Annotated in this window: 13 protein-coding genes and 1 pseudogene; all 14 read right to left on the reverse strand. The window is 47.9% G+C overall.

Annotated elements, in window-relative coordinates; genetic code table 11:
* Nucleotides 1-8: 8 nt before the first annotated feature.
* Complete coding sequence (locus IPL44_00280) at nt 9-305, reverse strand: hypothetical protein (GenBank protein ID QQS17488.1); 297 nt, start codon at nt 303-305, stop codon at nt 9-11.
* A gap of 66 nt (nt 306-371) precedes the next feature.
* A complete protein-coding gene (locus tag IPL44_00285) occupies nt 372-1,262 on the reverse strand; it encodes a hypothetical protein (GenBank protein ID QQS17489.1) in 891 nt (296 codons plus the stop codon).
* Between the two features lie 79 nt (nt 1,263-1,341).
* Nucleotides 1,342-4,506: a hypothetical protein gene (locus IPL44_00290; protein QQS17490.1), complete on the reverse strand. Its 3,165-nt coding sequence runs from the start codon at nt 4,504-4,506 to the stop codon at nt 1,342-1,344.
* A 102-nt stretch (nt 4,507-4,608) separates the two neighbouring features.
* On the reverse strand, nt 4,609-7,461 hold the full coding sequence (locus IPL44_00295) for an isoleucine--tRNA ligase (protein ID QQS17491.1): 2,853 nt from the start codon (nt 7,459-7,461) through the stop codon (nt 4,609-4,611).
* The gene (locus IPL44_00300; GenBank protein ID QQS17492.1) at nt 7,458-7,823 is read right to left on the reverse strand and encodes an arsenate reductase family protein; all 366 of its coding nucleotides are present in this window, start codon (nt 7,821-7,823) and stop codon (nt 7,458-7,460) included. Before IPL44_00300 ends, IPL44_00295 begins: the two co-directional genes overlap by 4 nt.
* On the reverse strand, nt 7,820-8,269 hold the full coding sequence (locus tag IPL44_00305; GenBank protein ID QQS17493.1) for an NUDIX domain-containing protein: 450 nt from the start codon (nt 8,267-8,269) through the stop codon (nt 7,820-7,822). The genes IPL44_00300 and IPL44_00305 overlap by 4 nt, the downstream gene beginning before the upstream one ends.
* Nucleotides 8,262-8,612: a hypothetical protein gene (locus tag IPL44_00310; protein ID QQS17494.1), complete on the reverse strand. Its 351-nt coding sequence runs from the start codon at nt 8,610-8,612 to the stop codon at nt 8,262-8,264. The genes IPL44_00305 and IPL44_00310 overlap by 8 nt, the downstream gene beginning before the upstream one ends.
* Before the next feature lie 267 nt (nt 8,613-8,879).
* A complete protein-coding gene (locus IPL44_00315) occupies nt 8,880-9,443 on the reverse strand; it encodes a hypothetical protein (protein ID QQS17495.1) in 564 nt (187 codons plus the stop codon).
* 16 nt (nt 9,444-9,459) lie between these two features.
* Entirely contained in the window at nt 9,460-10,083 is a 624-nt protein-coding gene (locus IPL44_00320) for a vitamin K epoxide reductase family protein (GenBank protein QQS17496.1), read from the reverse strand.
* A 15-nt stretch (nt 10,084-10,098) separates the two neighbouring features.
* Nucleotides 10,099-10,353, reverse strand: a complete 255-nt coding sequence (locus tag IPL44_00325) for a hypothetical protein (protein QQS17497.1) — start codon at nt 10,351-10,353, stop codon at nt 10,099-10,101.
* A 22-nt stretch (nt 10,354-10,375) separates the two neighbouring features.
* A complete protein-coding gene (gene nrdR / locus IPL44_00330; GenBank protein QQS17498.1) occupies nt 10,376-10,831 on the reverse strand; it encodes a transcriptional repressor NrdR in 456 nt (151 codons plus the stop codon).
* Between the two features lie 428 nt (nt 10,832-11,259).
* Nucleotides 11,260-12,231 (reverse strand): annotated as a pseudogene (gene ftsZ, locus IPL44_00335) (cell division protein FtsZ).
* A gap of 154 nt (nt 12,232-12,385) precedes the next feature.
* Nucleotides 12,386-13,669: a cell division protein FtsA gene (gene ftsA, locus IPL44_00340; GenBank protein ID QQS17499.1), complete on the reverse strand. Its 1,284-nt coding sequence runs from the start codon at nt 13,667-13,669 to the stop codon at nt 12,386-12,388.
* Between the two features lie 64 nt (nt 13,670-13,733).
* Nucleotides 13,734-15,335: an ABC-F family ATP-binding cassette domain-containing protein gene (locus IPL44_00345; protein ID QQS17500.1), complete on the reverse strand. Its 1,602-nt coding sequence runs from the start codon at nt 15,333-15,335 to the stop codon at nt 13,734-13,736.
* Nucleotides 15,336-15,470 lie beyond the last annotated feature (135 nt).

Below are 15,470 nucleotides of genomic sequence, written 5' to 3' on the forward strand. Positions count from 1 at the left end.
CTATTGTACTACGAAGTACGTTTGATGTGTCTAGGATCAGGGTTTCGTATCATTCTTTGCGCATTAGCAGCCGCCACAGCACCCAGAGCAATATAAGTCACCGTGAGCGCAGGCGGTTTATCGCCAACTATACTATTTATTAGCGCTGCACTCGGCCAGACTATAGAGCCTACAGCATTCGCGCTGAGTACAAATTTTCCCCACGGATTTAAACGAGTTTCAATCGCATTATTATTAGGGAGTTTAGCTGGTTTATTTTTTGGAGATGGTGGCTGTTCCCATGTGGGGCTAGAGTTATTATTCATACCGTATTCTTATATCAAATATCCTTTATAATGTCAATGCTTACGTATTGCACTCTGTCGCAATGACTAAATCTGACCGCCACCGTAAATCAGCACGATAAAGGCCGTCACTACTAGCAGCCCCGAGGCTTTGGCCATGCCATGATGACGATACCACGATTCGCGCTGTTTTTTTGGCAGTTTCGAGCGATAAAAATGTGCGGTGATAGCGACAGTCGCCGCGATAAACAGCAGCGCCACGCTGGTGATAGCGGCCGGCGTCAATGACTGGATCGCGATACCAATATGCGCGGCAATCGAGAGACTAGCGCCCTGTTCCGACGTGCTAGTCGTTTTGCTCGTCATCAGACCAGCCACGCTGGTCGTGACCGGCTCGGCATAAAACGCCACCACAATGACCGTTGATTTGCCGTCAACCTCGCCACTAGCGATGCCAAATCCAACCTCAGTATACGACGTTTTCAGCATGTTCTCGCGGTGTGTTGGCGAATTCATCCACGCATCAATTGTGGCTTGCGCCGTCGAAAAGTTCTTTGCTAGGTTTTCGCCCGCTTCTTGGTAATTGTAACCAACCTGTTCGATCCAATACCACGGCTGCGTGCCATTGGGTGAGGTATGACTCCAATAACCTTTGTCGATCATATCCTGAGCCTTTTCGGATGCTGCCTGACTGAGCGACGGATTGAGCGACAGCGCGCCTAGCTTTTCATTATTCCGAGCAATGTTCGTGTCAGCCAGCAGTGCCGCCGGCGTGATATTCGTCACTCGCCCCAGCACCGAACCGGTCTGGGTGAAATTATAGAACAACTGCATACTGATCGCCATGGCGAGTATCACCATCAACCCGTAACGACGAACTAAATACGGCCGATAATTGTTCTGTTTATGCGGCACCAATAATAACCGCAGTTTGGAAACGAACGACTTTTTAGTCTTTTTAACTTTTGATTTTGGCATCTTGCTAATGATTATAGCACCAATTACAAATAAAAGCGAGCCCTTTTGCGGGCTCGCTAGTGTCTAGTGTTATTCCCTATTATTCCGCTGAATTTTTCAGGCCAGAAACGATAGCTACCTGGACAGCTAGGACAACTGCGTATAGGACAGTCCACCAGTTGAGCCAGATCATCGAAGCAGTCCAATTCTCAATCATGAGGAATGCCGTTACAGCGATCGCTACTGGGATCAACGTCATGATTCGAGCAGCCGTGCCGTCTTTTTTACGAGCTAGACCGAGCAGCGCACCCAGGCTCAAGATGATCGTTACTACTGCTAGAACAAGGTTGACTACCGACCAGTTACCTTTGGTATCTTCGGCAGCGAGAACCTGACCAGCATCGCTATCTTTGTTGCTGTCAGTTGTTGTTGCAGCCAATACGTCAGTGTCAGTCGCTTCATCTGTAGTAGGCGTAGTATCGGTGGTCGCATTACCGTTGTTATTAGCATTCAGTACGCTAGCATTCGTAGAGCCAGGAGCAGCAAACTGATTAGTTGAAGTCTGGCTAACGCCATTACTACCAGCACCCGTATTTCCATTAGTATTCGAATTTGGAGGGGTTACTGCCGTTACGGTAAATGTCGTCCAGTAATCAGCTGGTGATGATGTATCATCACTGCTAGTATTGCCAGCCTCGTCGGTTGCACGAGCAACAACGGTATAGGTCTCGACAGACAAGCCTGTTGCATCATATGTCCAGTTTGTGCCATCAACAGTCGTAGCGGGCTGCCATGTCGCACCTCCATCAGTACTAACCTCGACGCCTGTGACAGTGTTAGCATCCGCAACCGTACCGGTGATAGTTTGGGTATTCGTCGGTAGTTGTATATCAGCAATCGAGTTGACAGTTACAACTGGTGCAGTGTTGTCGTACGTCACAACAAATGGATCACCATATGCCGAGCAGTTACCAGCCGCGTCACAGGCGCTAAATGAGAAGTAATGCACTCCCTCGCCTTGCGTAAAGTTGTCGGTATACTCACCAAGTGTTGCCATATGTCCGGTGCTGCTCAAATCAGTCGGATTCCACGGCGAGCCTGCTTTAAAAGGAGATCCGCTAATGTCATTCCAGTATTTCAGCTGATAGCGAGTCGTATCAGCATCGGCAGCGAGATGGAAAACGAAATTTTCCTCGTTGGTATATCCGTTCGTAAACACCTGTGTACCGCTTGGGCTGGCATTGTAGGTGATAGATGAGATGGCGGGAGCTGTCTTGTCGTAGGTGATAGTAAACTGGGTACAGGCGGAGGTATTGCCGGCTGCATCGACCGCCGCAACACAGAAATGATGGACCCCCTCACCCTGGTTAAATACACCAGGCAAGCTCGTCGCGCTTGTCGGTACGATGTATTCATTGCCTACTTTGTATTGATTGCCTACAATGTCGTTCCAATATTTGTAGACGTAATGATCAACATCACTACTGGCACTTGCCTGCCATGATGCCGTACCACCGTAAACGTTTGTCGTACTGCCATCTGGCACGACAACATTGGTCGTAGTCTTCCAACTGAGGTTAGTCGGCGCAGCAGGTGCAACCATATCAATCGTCATCTTCCAGACAGTTGACCAGTCGCTCTTGATGCCATTGCTATCAATTGCGCGCACTTGCCAGTACCAAGTGCCGTTAGCGCCATAGGAATGGATCTCTGGTGTTGTCAAATGGTTACGATCAGGGCCGCCATGGAGTTTGTTATTCCATACACCGCTCGTCAGTGCTCCAGTCGTTGGATCAGTGGCAGGATTTTGCGATGACTGGAATTCGTATTCAGCCGCACCGGTATTACTCCAGGTAAAGTAGAAATCGTTGACATTTTGCACAGCATTGTTTGCAGGGCTGATCAGTGTTGGTACGGTTGGCTTGAGAGTATATACTCGATCGTTAGGCTTTAAACCCGGATGGCTAAAGTTATACGCAGGTGCATTGACCGTAACGTTCTTTGTCGTGTCATCTACATATATATTAAGTGGTTCTGTGTGAGTATTTGTACCGAGTACTTGTAGATTTGTCGGTGCAGTCACGCCCGTTCCCTGATCCGCATTGATGCCGTGCCAGATATTATCCATAGTATGTACGTTCTGAACCGTACCCGTTGAGCCGTTATAGACGATACCTGTTCGGAAATTTTTCGCCGTTACGCCGTCAACTAGCAAGTTTGTGACAACATATGCATTGATACCGTGCAGTTGGTTTGTGGCAGGATTAACACCGTCAAGCGTCACATTCCTAATGACAACATCATTCGCCGCGACTGCTAGTGCTGAGTTGTCTGAACCTGACTTCACAAAGTTTGCTGTGATAGTCTTACTATTGCCGTCTATCGTTAGATTCTTAGTAATATCAACATCGCTTCCCAGAACAATATCCTCATTCAAACGCAATGTATCACCTGCGATTGCAGCATCGACAGCAACTTGGAGGTCATCGTATATAACGCCAGTAGTAAGGTTAGTAATTGCAGTCGCAACATGCACGCCAGTATAAAAATTGCTCCAGCGTACAGAGTAGCTTTGTGCAGCAGAACCGTAGTTCTTGCTGTTCAAGATGACTTCTTTAAAAGACGTTGAGCCGTTCAATTGAGCCGAGCCGATAACAGCACCATTCACAAGATAGGTAAACTGGTTTGCAACTGAATCAAGCTGAATTTCAATAGTATTCCACGCATCGACGTTATATGTTGCTGCTGAGTTATTCCATACACCCGTAATTGTATTGTATGATCGCCAACCAGTATGGCCATCTGTTGTAAACTCGACAATTGGATATGCAGAAATGGCATTTATAGCATTTTGAGCCGTACCCCACAAGCCAGCACGAACAGTTTTTCCATTATCAATCCAATCTGAATCAACATAAAGGTTAGCTTTCAACGCTGTCGTCCCGATTGCAGCTGTACGCTTCAAACCTTCCGTCTGATAAAATCCAGTACCTGACATGTTTGCGAGATCTTTATCGAGCGACATCTCGAGCGTATTTGCTTGTCCAGCAAAGTTAGCTATGCTATGTCCACCAGTTGGCAAAGCACGATCTACTGACCACTCACCCAGCACGAAGGGTACTGATGTGTAGTCCAAGCCTAATGCATTCGCACTCCTACTTGCAATTAAACTATACATCGGTTGTACGACTAATGCCATGATCGACACTACTATTAAAAATGCTTTTTTAGCAGAACGTTTCCCGTCTCGCACGAAAAATTTCATACTCTTCTCACCTTCTCCCTGCACTCCACCACAGAGTCATTAAAGTTTAATGAGCGCCATTATAGCACACCTGGCTCGAAAAGTCCAGCGTTTTTTCAGCTTTTACTGCACATTTAATGCAATCTGGAGTTCGGCGCCATCGACCTTCACGTCGGTAGGATTTTGGTCGGTATCACCAAAGCTTGCCAAACATTCCGCCTTTATGACCGTTTGGTGTTCGGCGATAGCCTGTTGTAGCTCATTATCAGTGGTCGTCAGTTGCAATACGATGCGATCATCGACATTCAGTCCGGCTTGCTTTCTGGCATTCTGCACAAATCGAATCACCTCGCGAGCTAGACCTTCGCGCCGCAGTTCCGGTGTCAAGGTTTCATCAATAGCAACCTCTTTGCCCTGTTTGACTGCCTTTACATTCAGCTCGTCGAGCAGAATCGGCGTGAAATCGACATGTTCACCCAGGCTCGGCACGGTTACACTAGCTAGCGGCTGGCGAACTTTTAGTTTAGCTTTGACGCGGAGACTCAGACCTTGGTTCACATAATCACGCACGGTATCCATGTCATTCATGACCAGTTCATTGATCTGACCCGCCGGCAGCCAATCTTTCAGATGGATCGACTCGTTATCACCAGTCAAGTTATGATAAAGCTCCTCGGCCAGAAACGGCGTAAAGGGCGCTAGGATGTAGGCGAGGCGTACGAGGACATAGTGCAACGTTTTATAAGCGTCGTTTTTGTCACTATCGTCCTCACTCTTCCAGAAGCGGCGACGCGAGCGGCGCACATACCAGTTGCTGGCATCGTCGAGGAACGGTAGGATCGGTCGCAGAGCACCTTGTAAATCATAGGCTTCGGTACGCTCCTCAACCTCAGCTACTAACTGATGCAAGCGCGAAACAATCCAGATATCCAGTGGATTCGCGAGCGTCTTGATCGGATCAGCGAGTTGTCCATCGTATTCCCAGCCATCAACCTCCGCATACATTGTAAAGAAGTCATACATATTCCAGATCATAGAGAGTTTGCGAGCGATATCACCGACGTCTTTGTCAGCTAATGCAAAATTTTCACCATTAGTCAGTGGACTTGATAGCATCAGGAAACGGAAGCTATCGGCCGAATATTGATCCATTAGCTCCATCGGATCAGTGTAGTTTTTCAACTTTTTGCTCATTTTTTTGCCATCGGCAGCGTTGATAAAACCAGTACAGATCAGATTTTTCCATGGCGCTCGGCCAAACAATCCGACATTGACCGCTAGCAAGCTATAGAACCAGCCGCGCGTCTGGTCGATCGCTTCGATAATGAAATCGGCTGGAAACATCTGCTCGAACTTTTCCTTGTTCTCGAACGGATAATGGAACTGTGCAAACGGCATTGAACCCGATTCAAACCAACAATCCAATACTTTGCCAATATGTCGCATCTCGACACCATCACAGTCAAACGTAATGTCCATGACTTCGGGTAGATGATAATCATTGAGCCGCTTGCCAGTGAGCTGTTCAAACTCGTCGTAACTGCCGATGACTTTGACAACCTCGGTACCGTCATTACGAAACCCGCGCCATACCGGAATCGGCGTTGCCCAGTAGCGATCACGACTGAGATTCCAATCTGGCGCTTGCTCGATAATGTTATTGAATCGGCCAGTCCGCAGCGCATCTGGCGTCCAGCTCGTGCTAGCATTTGCCTCGAGCATTTCGTGCTTTTGGCTCTGAATATCCATGAACCAGCTCGGATGCGCCCGATACATCAGCTTGGTACCGCAGCGATGACAATGGGGATATTCGTGGCGAATATATTCGACTTTGAGTGCCCTATCCTCCTCGACCAAGCTTTTTGCGATCTCCTTGTTCACGTCCCAAATATTTTGACCGAGCCAGCGACCTTCGGTGTAATTACCGTCAGCGTCAACAATTGAAACAATTGGCACATGCTCCTGTTTACACAGTTCATAGTCCTCTTCGCCGTAAGCCGGAGCTTCGTGAACCAAACCAGTACCATCCTCGGTTGTCACAAAATCTGCATGGAGCACACGGTGCGCATCTGGTCCACGATTTTCGAACAATGGTTCATAGCGTTTACCAACTAATTCGGCACCTTTGACTTTTTTTACTACAACATATTCCAATGGCTGATGTTTGGCGTCCTGCATAACGCGGCTGACGGCTTCGGTAGCAACATAGAATTTTTTACCGTCGTGCTCGACGAGCGAGTAATCGGTGTCCTTGTTGACCGCCACTGCAACGTTGGCCGGCAGTGTCCATGGAGTGGTCGTCCAGGCAAGCATATATTCATCAACATCCTCGAGCTTGAAGTACACAAACACACTTGGATCGGTGTCCATCTGGTAGCTATTTTCCATCGCCACCTCTGATTTACTGATTGGCGTAGCGTCTTTCGTACAGTACACGAGAATCTTTTCGCCTTCGTAAATTTTGCCTTTTTCGTAGAGCTCTTTAAAGGCCCACCAGACACTTTCCATGTATTCTTTGTCCATGGTTTTATAGGCACCATCGAACTCAACCCAGCGGCCTAGGCGCTCGATCGTATCCTCCCACTCGGTACTGGTTTTCACCATTGCGGCACGACATTCGCGCACATAGTCAGCAATGCTAATTTTTGTGCCGATCTCTTTCTTGTTCTTGATACCCAGTGTCTTTTCAACGTAGACTTCAGCGGGCAGTCCATGGCAGTCCCAGCCCCAACGACGTTCGACGCGCTGACCTTTCATGGTGTGAAAGCGCCCCATGGCATCTTTGACGGTTGAAACCAGCAGATGTCCATGATGCGGCGTACCGGTCAGGAATGGCGGACCATCGTAAAACACCCATTGACCCTTTGCCGGACGCTGTTCAACTGACTTTTCAAACGTTTTGTCTCGTTCCCAACGCCCTGCCCAATCTTTTTCGTACTCTAGCGCTCGTCTGCGTGTGCCGTGTTTGAATTTCATGACTGATCCTCCTTGTTTAATGTGCTAGTCCACTTTGTTTCGTCAAAACCCACCAATACCGCATCGCTCAGCACTAGAATCGGCCGCCTTACCAGCATTGGATGTCGGGCTAGTAACTCAAGCTGTTCGTCCTCGGTCATTGTCAGTAACTTGTCTTTGATGTCCATTTCCCGATATAGCAGACCACTGGTATTGAAAAATTTCTTTAATGGCAAATCCGAGACCTGCCAGTAAGTGTGCAGTTCTTTGGCGGTCAATGGCTGTTCAGTATAGTCGATTTCCTCGAACTTGACGCCCCGGGCTCGCAAAAATGCTGCTGCCTTTTTGCAGGTTGAACACTTTTTATAGCAATAAAATTTCATGATCGACTCTTTTCTAATTCCCGTTTAACACCATCTAAAAACTCGCTTTCGAGTAAGTTTTGCCACGGCAGAAAAAGCGGCTCAGGCAAATGATCGAAATCAGTCCATAGTTGCGCCGTACACTTGTGCGGTTCAACGATACGCGGTTCGTTTGCTTTCCAGTCGCTAATAACCCACCAGGTAATGTAGTGTTTCGTCTCTCTCTCTCTGTCAAAAAAGTCGTTCGTCACGGCCGCGAAACGGATATTATCGATCTCGCAACCAATTTCCTCGCGCACCTCTCGAATAGCTGTTTGTTCTGGCGTTTCTCCAAATTCCATATGTCCACCAGGAATCGACCAGGTACCTTCGCCATGAGAACCGCGGCGCTGCTGCATCAAGAATTTGCCATCGCGAAAAATAAATACGCCGATACCGACTCTAGGTTTTTGTTCACTATTAGTCATAATGCCTCTCTTGGTTTGGGTGTGATCTTCTCCAGTCGTCGATCAGCTTTACATCTTCTTCGCCAATCTGCATACCCGTGAGATTCCACACCAAATTATGGAGCGTACCGCCGGTTAATTTATCCCAATGTTCAGAATTAATCTCATAACCGAGTCCGCGTAGCTTGTCTGCTATTTCCTGTCGGGGGTCTAGGCTATCAGGAACAAGATTGCGAGAGTCGACCTGGCCTTCGGTAACAACTAGACTACGGAGATCGGCTATATCTTCCCAGCCAGTACTATTTGATCCCGGTGCATCGCCGCTGCCCGAACCATCCAATTCCACTCGATCGAGTCCTCGCATCACACATCTCCTTTGGTTTAAAATGATATTTTGCCTGGAAAATATAAAAATCCCAGTTCCGCCACTGGAGCCCTGCACACGCGGGGTGGTACCATCCAGTTTCGAAAAAGGGATAAACCTTTGTCGCACTCTGTTTATCTGATCTGTCGTGCCAGTCCCGGCGAGGTCTAGTTTCTGGGTAAAAGCCCGATTTCTTCTCGCGACTCGTGGGTGATAGCCACTAAAACGTCTTGGCCATATTCTATCACCCTGACAGGTAAAATTCAACTACTCATTGTATTGATCAACACCCGCCACTGGTCGATAATCGTACTTGTTGAGTAGTTCATCGGCAATATCTGCATATTTCTTGCCACATAACATGCCGCCAGCCACCAAGCTATCTTGGGTGACATCTGCACCGATAAAGTCAGGCTTCTGAAATGTCGCCATCGCTTCATCAGAATCGAATTCAAAGTCAATCACCACCAAACCAGCCAGGTCATCCAAATAAATATCAACCTCAGCCATCAAATCACCGATTTCGTAGGCAAAGCGACGCTTTTTAAAGCGTTTACCAGGTAATTGGTTCAGCGCTGCGTATTCATTCGGTGATAACTCGATAGTATGCTCGACCATGTGCGATGAATCACCACCTACTCCATCAATACTGTTTTTAGGATATTTCTTTGTAATGACGAGCTGATCACCATTGCGCCTAATCCGAATCACCGGATGATCCGATTCGGCTGGAATGAAATTATCCTCAATGATTTTCGACGGAAACTGATCTAAATCGTCCGGCAGACTATTCATCAAAAAGGTAAATTCGCGCTCTAGCTCAACTGACATATGATCTCCTCTCTATTCATTCAAACAACGCTAATCCAAATCGGGCAAATGCGAGGAAAGCAAACACGACTAGAATCGTTGCCCAGATCAATTTATCGCCATCAGCATTTAGGAATTTCAGGATCTTGTCATAGGTCGGACGCTTGAAATCGAAAGTATTCTCGCGCAAATTGTAATGCGTGATCGCGCCAAAGATGATCGTCATCGATGTTGTCACCGTCAAACACCACGGGCACAGTACGCCAATCACGTAGAGACTGTCAAAGAACATCGCCCACGCCGCAGCCAAACCGGCCAAAGCCCCCAGCTGCAGACATAGCTTAAACCACTTTGGCAACCTAGCACCAATCGCTATCATCACGCCAATCGTGATGAGAACTGGGAACGCCATCATACCAAAAAAGCTATTTGGGATGCCGAATAACGCGGTGGCCTGCGGTGTTTTCATGACTTCTAGACAGTTCAACACCGAGTTGATATTACAGGCTAATGCCGTCGTAGGATTTTTTACGACCATGTAGGCATCGACGCTGAGCGTGAACGAAGCTAACAAGCCAATCGATCCGAACACAATTAGTAGACCGGCGACCCATTTTTTCGATCGATTCTCGTCACGCGGCTTTTTTAATTCTTTTGCCATTCCTATGTCCTCCTCCTATTTATACCCACTAGCGTCCATAATCGTCGGCAACGTACCGCGCCAAGTCGCCGCCGGCGTTCCGTCGTTAGCAATCGCTAGCATTGTTGGATACTCAACCACATCGTAGGTACGACAAAAAGCCGCGCCCTCTCGAGTATCTGGGCTGATCGTTTCTATCTCGCCACCAGTTTGAAATTTGAAATCACGCATAAAGGATTCCACCGCCATCCTCTGCTCGCTAGCTTCGCGATACACTATGACCAACCTCATACCTCACCTCCTTGTTTGGTTGTTAACATTCTGGTTTTTTGCGTAATTCCTTTAGCGCCTCGACGAATTCATCGGCGTTTTTGAACTCGCGATAGACGCTAGCAAAACGAATATAAGCTACCTCATTGCGGCGCGCCAGCTCGGCCATGACAGCGTCACCGATCTGCTGGCTAGTGACTTCGTTTTCGCCCAGGCTATACAGGGCATCTTCGACACGAGCGACAACTTCTTCGGTTTCAACTTCGCCGCCGAGGAATTTACCGACCGAGCGAGCGATTGCTCGTTTCAATTTATCTCGATCGAATAATTCGCGACGCTTGTCTTTCTTTACGATGGCCAGATTTGGCTTTTCGATGCGTTCATAGGTAGTGTAACGGCTACTGCATTGCAAACACTCGCGACGGCGACGCACTGAATCGCCAGTATCTCGCGATTCGATAACTTTACTATCGTCGTTCCCACATTTTGGACAATGCATTCTGGTTACCCTCCTTTGTTAACTTTTACTAAATAACAGCGCTTGTTATTGAATAACTAATGTATTCAATCTTCCTTTTTATCCTTTTTCGAGCGGCCAAATCGGCGTCGCAGGAATGATGGCGTATCGTACTTGTCATCAGATTTTTCGTCATCGTCGGTGCTGCCAAATGGCGAGCTTGGCTCGTCGGTTGTCTCACTAGAGAACGAGGTGCTATGCCATGGCGATTCTGGTTCTTCGTCGCTCGTAAAATCGCTGACCGAGGCGTTGGTTGGCTGGTCCTCGTCAACATCGAGCTTGTTCAGATCGAGATCTTTGACTGCATAATCGATCGTTTCTGGCGTAGCGGTAACTTCATCGCTCGAACTACTGTGGTCGTAGCTCAATCCACCGCTCGTTTCCTCTGTCGTGTTGTTGTCTGAGCTAGTTTTCTTTGCAAAATACGCAGCGTCGAAACCAGTGGCAACGACGGTAATAATCAATTCGTCTTCCATGTCTGGTTTCAGGGTTGCACCAAAGATGATGTTGGCCTCAGGCGCAACGGCTGAGGTGATCAGCTCGGCAGCTTCCTGGATCTCACTCATACTCATATCATAGCCACCTGTCACGTTGAATAGCACGCCGCGAGCGCCGTCAATACTGACCTCGATCAGTGGCGACTCAATCGCCTGCTGCGCGGCCTTGACGGCACGATCATCACCGCTAGCACGTCCGATGCCCATCAGCGCGCTGCCAGCCTTGGTCATAATGGCTCGTACATCGGCAAAGTCGAGGTTAATCAGACCATGTTCGGTAATCAGCTCAGAGATGCCCTGAACACCTTGGCGCAAAACATCATCGGCAATTTTGAACGTTTCGAGCAGTGGGGTTCGGCGATCAATCGTCTGGAGCAAGCGGTCATTAGGAATCGTAATTAGTGTATCGACATGATTAGAGAGATTACCAATGGCTAGATCGGCATTCTGGCGACGCTTTTCGCCCTCGAAACCGAATGGTCGAGTTGCGACGCCAACCGTCAAAATACCTAGCTCCTGAGCTACCTCAGCCACCACAGGACCAGCACCAGAGCCAGTACCACCACCAGCACCGATAGTGACAAAGATCATATCAGCGCCATCGATAGCTTTTTTGATTTCATCGGTACTCTCGCGAGCGGCCGCCTCACCAACCGATGGATCCGCCCCAGCACCGAGGCCCCGCGTTGTATCTTTGCCGATATGGATTTTGACATCAGCTTCGCTGTTATGTAAGGCTTGCGCGTCGGTATTGACTGCGATGAACTGGACACCTTTTATACCGGCATCTTTCATGCGGTTAACGGCTGCGCCGCCGGCACCTCCGACACCAACCACTTTGATGACAGCCGATGCTTGTATTTCTGCTGGCTTGACTTCTGGCATAATCCCCCTTCGTTACTTATGTGTATAAAATTAGTATACACCGTGCTTTTCAAAAAAGCAAGTTGATTATCCTTGCGCAAATTATTTAAAATTCGCTAATAATGTTATATTTGCAGTCATAAATTTACGAGTAGCGATCGTTCAACTATTTTGTTCAACGCTTGTTTTTACCAGAGAACAGGCTGCCTAATTTCGACATCAATCCGCCTAGTAATCCGCCGTCACTGCGACCATTTGCACCGCCAGCCGACACCTCGGCATCTAGGAACATTAGCCCCGCAACCGTCGTAAAACTCGGATCATTAACCTTGTCGCCCATGCCGCCGAATTCTGGCAATTTACCGACATGAGCATTCATCGACAAAACTTCTCGGGCGTAATCGGCAATGCCGCGTAGTTTCGCGCCGCCGCCAGTTAGCACCGCCCCACCAGGTAGTTTAGCCAGTCGCTTGATCTTCCTTAGCTCATGATTGACGAGTTCAAATATCTCGGCCAAACGTGCCTCGACTATTTCATCGATCGCCTCAGCACTAAACTCGATCGATTTAGCCGTTGCCCCACCACCGATTTTCACCGCAACTTTGGATTCCGAACCGCGACGCAGCTCCGGAGCCGCAACAGCGTGTTCAACTTTGACTCGTTCAGCAATGTCTAATTCAGTTTTGAGGCCAATTGCTAGATCATTCGTAATATTATTTGATCCAATCGGCAACACAGCGGCATGAATAATATCGCCCTCCTCGAAAACCGTCACATTGGTCGTTGTTGCGCCCATATCGATCAAGACCACGCCGTTCTCGCGCAGCTGATCGTCCAACACCGCTCGCGCCGACGCTAGTCCACTCACAATAACATGGTGTGGCGTCAACTCCGTCATCTCTAACACTTTTTCCAAGTTCTTCATATGTGGCGACAGTGCCGTGATCATGTAGGCATCAACCTCTAATCGCACGCCGGTCATACCAAATGGATCACGAATACCGTCCTGGCTATCGAGTTTATAGCTACGCGGCGTCACATCGAGGATCTCACGATTAGCTGGTAGTTGGACCACAGTAGCCGCTTCCTCTACCCGGGCCAGTTCATCATGACCGATCGTCTGACCACCAGCGCCCACCGCCACCACACCGCGCGAAGATAAACCGACAATATGTGAGCCGTTGATATTAACTGTCGCTGCATCGATATGATAGCCGCTCATGCGTTCCGCTTTTTCGAGGGCTCGATCAATAGCCTCAGCAGTTTTGTCCAGATTCACAATTGTACCCTTGCGCATACCTGAATTTTTGTGTGTGCCCACACCGATAATCGTCACTTTGTCCTGCGAAGACATCGCTGACGTTTCCTCGGCCGAAGCCTTGCCGCCAACGTGGCCGACTACTACTTTTACGGTGTCTGTACCTATATCGACACCCACTGCATATTTTGTTTCATTCATAATGCTTATATTATACCATACGCCCGAAAGGGTCAATCTGGATTAAAAGCGATCTGTTATATGATTAAGACAAAGAGATTTTTTGTTCAGGATTCACTGCTTCAACAAACTCCCGATCATGGCTAACTAACAAAATTGCACCGCTGTAATTTTCCAGAGCCGACTCAACAGCCTCGACAGTCGGAATATCTAAATTATTTGTTGGCTCGTCCATAATCAACAAGTTCGCCCGGTTGGCTGCAATAGATGCGAGCAAAACTTTCATTCTCTCGCCACCAGATAAATCGCGAGCCGGCACAACCAATGAGTCTTTTTTAATGCCAAACCGAATCAATAAATTAATCAGATCATGTTTTTCGAGTCCAGATACCAATTGCTGTAAATTTTCTAGGGCTGTTTTATCTGGTGTAGGCAAAGTTTGATTCTGATCAATATATATCACTCGCGCCGCTGAACCAATTCGCGACTCTCCACTGTCCGGCTCCGATTGATTAACAATTGCTTTTAGCAAAGTAGTTTTTCCTATGCCATTTTCGCCTTCGAGAAGGACTTTATCGCCCGCCCGCAAATGCATTGAGATCGGTCCAACTATTCGACCATAAATCTCCATGGATAAATCACGAACGTCTAGTAATGTTGCGCCCTTATCTCTTTCCTCGGTCGCAAAAGCAAATGCTAAACGTATTTCTTCCTCAGGTCTCTCTGGCTCCTCTAGACTAGATAGCCGCGAACTCATTGCCGTCGCCGCACCAGCTAAATGTCCAGCTGCGCGCTCACGTCGCGCATTCGCAGTCAATTTGTCCGAGTCCGGAGTGCGCCGATTTCCGGCCGCAGAATTTGCACGAATATTTGCGTCTCGCGCCGCTCGACGAAGGCGCTTCTTCTCCATCTCATACTGATTATAGGCTTTCGCCGTTGCTTCCTTGTCGGTACGACGTGCTTCTACGTATTCGTCGTAGCCTAGATTAAATTGTTTGACACCGTCGCCTAAAAGTTCAATGATCCGTGTAGAAGTATTCCGCAGGAATTGTCGATCGTGGCTAACTATTACAAATGAAGCTGGACTTTCACCAATAAATTTCTCCAAAATAGTCACGCCCCTCGTATCTAAGTCATTGGTCGGCTCATCGAGCAAAATGGTGTCATACATCGAAGCAATTACCGCGGCCAAAGCTACCCGTCTCTTTTGCCCACCCGATAGTGTTCCAATTTCACGATAAATGTCAACATTTGCTATACCAGCGTTAGCCATGGCCAGCTTAACACGAGATTCAAATCCGCCAATATCCAAACGATTATATTGCTCTAATGCTTCAGAATAAATCATGAGTGTATGCTCGCTCTGATCTTCCTCTAATTTTTTGCAAGCTGAATCAAAATTATCACTAGCCTTTTCGACACCTGTGACGCTAGCAACAAAGCCTTCGATAGTGTGGTCTAACCACCCATTCAAATCTTGTGGCAGCATACCGATCTCGGTTTGATCGTATGTAATCTGCCCAGATGTCGGTATAATATCCCGGTTAATTAGATGAAGTAAGGTTGTTTTACCAACGCCATTTGGCCCGACTAGGCCAATCCTATCGCCAGCATTTATACCGAAACTGACGTCCGACAAAACCTGCCGCCCGCCAACCTCATAACTAACTTTATTCAAATTTATCACATTAATATTATACCCTTTTAAAAAGGTGTTGACAAGTAGACCTTATTGTATTATACTTTTTACTACGCAAGCGCCCGCTTGCTAGTACCGACCAGTAGAAAGGTCCGAAAATGGGTGGAGTCAACTGTCCTCCTC

The organism is Candidatus Saccharibacteria bacterium, assembly GCA_016699895.1.
Classification (GTDB): Bacteria; Patescibacteriota; Saccharimonadia; order Saccharimonadales; family Saccharimonadaceae.